Raw genomic sequence first — 2,648 nt, forward strand, 5'->3', positions numbered from 1 at the left:
AACCCAAAGACTCTTCTTTGCGACAAAAAAGACGTTTTCATAAAAAATGCTCCCAAGCAATACTTAATTGGCTTTATAATTCATAACTTAAGTAATCAACGACGAATAAATACCCTTCTTTATAAGATAAAGATATTGTTTGAAAAAAATATCAAAAGATTTTTAAAAGTATTCTTCTTCGACAATCTCCAAAACTTTTCGCTTACCCATATCATTCGCTGGACTAATAATGATGCCTTCTTCTTCTATCCTTTCGATCAATGTGGCGGTACAGTTATAACCAATGCCTAAACGACATTGAATATAAGAAGTTGAAGCCTTACGATCACGAAGCATAATAGCAACAGCTTGACAATAGGAATCATCTGCTAAAGAAAAAGCTAAAGAAACATCCTTTTTTATTTCTTGCGATATCGTTTCCAAATAATCAGTCTGCGTTTAAGTTTCCGAAAGCATCCAATTTTCCCGCTTTTCTAAACGCATAATATATTCTTTTCCACCCCTAATCTATGAAGCAACATAAATTATAGTCAAGACATAATGGATTAAGGACTAAACATATTACTCGCAAACCTGAAAGCTCTTTTAAGTATCAAAAATACTTTTTTGACTTCCTTCTCGCCCAAAAGAATAAAAAATTTCATCAGAACCGCTCTGTAAACAGTTTGGAGTTTAGCAAATTTCACTTAGCTTCCCACCCCATATAATTCATTTATATTAAAACTCGAGAGATCAGCCTTGCCCTAAATATTTAGAGCGCACTTAAAAAGACACTAAAATATCAAGTCTTACATGCTTTTACACCCCTATACTCGCAATAACATTATTTTATACCAAGATATTGATTTATAATAATTTATCTTTTTAACTTAAATCATAACGCCAAATACAATAAGATTCTTTCATCACATACTCTCTCATATTGAATCAATTCAAATCATTTTCTTGCACGTTACAAGCAAGGTTGGTGTATGGATAAAAGTTATATAAGATAAAGAATCCCCTTATAAGGAGTCTCAAGTACCAAAGAGCTATCGCAAATTGAGAGCTGGTATATGAAAATGCAGACTTTCTACGATACAATAGGGTAAACACTTGTTTTACAAGGTATTATAAAAAACAACTATCAAGATTTTTCAAAAGCGCTCTTCTTCAGCAGGCACTAAAATTTCTCGTTTCCCTGCGTGATTTGCTGGACTAATGATACCTTCTTCTTCCATCCTCTCAATCAATGTCGCAGCACGGTTATAACCAATGCCTAAACGGCGTTGAATATAAGAGGTCGAGGCCTTACGATCACGAAGCACAATAGCAACAGCTTGACTATAGGGATCATCTTCTGAAGGAGAAGACAAAGAAACATCAGCACCATCCTCTTCAACTTCTTGCGTAATTGTTTCTAAATAATCAGGTCGTGCTTGCGCTTTGAGATGCGCAACAACCTGCTCCACTTCATTATCCGCAACAAAAGGCCCATGCACACGCTGAATACGTCCTCCTCCCATCATAAAGAGCATATCTCCTTGTCCCAATAATTGCTCAGCTCCCTGTTCGCCTAAAATTGTTCGGCTATCAATTTTGGAACTCACAGAAAAAGAAATGCGTGTAGGAAAATTGGCTTTGATCGTACCAGTAATAACATCGACGGAAGGACGCTGTGTCGCCATAATTACATGGATACCGGCAGCACGTGCCATTTGTGCTAAACGTTGAACCGCTCCTTCAATATCTTTCCCAGCAACCATCATCAAATCAGCCATTTCATCAATAATGACAACAATATAGGGCATAGGACTAAAATCAAGTGTTTCCGTTTCATAAAGAGGCTCACCGGTCTCGCGATCAAATCCAACTTGAATTGTCCGCACCATTGTCTCTCCCTGACTTGCAGCTTCTCTAAGACGCGCATTAAACCCATCAATATTACGAACGCCTAGTTTTGACATTTTACTATAGCGCTCTTCCATTTCACGAACAGCCCACTTTAAAGCAATGACGGCTTTTTTAGGATCTGTCACCACCGGTGTTAATAAATGAGGAATGCCATCATAAACCGAAAGTTCAAGCATTTTTGGATCCACCATAATGAGACGACATTGCTCAGGTGTCATCCGATAAAGCAGAGATAAAATCATTGTATTGATAGCAACAGACTTTCCCGATCCTGTTGTACCAGCAACCAAAAGATGAGGCATTTTTGCTAAATCTGCAATAACAGCTTCTCCCCCGATTGTCTTACCCAAAGCAAGTCCTAGCTTTGCTTTGCTGTCAATAAATTCTTGCGCCTGCAACATTTCTCGTAAATAAACCATCTCACGCTTTGCATTAGGCAGTTCTATTCCAATAACATTACGTCCTGGAACCACCGCAACACGCGCCGAAATCGCACGCATCGAGCGTGCAATATCATCTGCCAAACCAATGATACGGGAAGACTTAATGCCAGCAGCCGGTTCAAATTCATACAAAGTTACTACCGGTCCAGGACAAGCATCTATAATTTTTCCTTTTACCCCAAAATCTAACAAAACCCCTTCAAGCTCCTGAGAATTTGCTCTTAAAACAGCAGGAGAAAGTTTTGCATCCCTAACAGACGGTGGTGGAACCGAAAGATAATCTACAAGTGGAAGAACAAAGCCACCATTTGA

At 38.3% G+C, this 2,648-nt stretch carries 1 protein-coding gene and 1 pseudogene; both read right to left on the bottom strand.

All coding sequences use genetic code 11. The annotated features are described in order from the left end of the window. Positions 1-162: 162 nt before the first annotated feature. A pseudogene (locus ACFIO3_RS11185) lies at positions 163-429 on the bottom strand (DNA translocase FtsK); the annotation flags it as partial. Positions 430-1,136: 707 nt separating this feature from the next. Further along, positions 1,137-2,648: DNA translocase FtsK (locus ACFIO3_RS11190; RefSeq protein ID WP_375704472.1), on the bottom strand; the 1,512-nt coding region annotated here is incomplete at its 5' end.

This window comes from Bartonella sp. AD328YNZD (assembly GCF_042196425.1).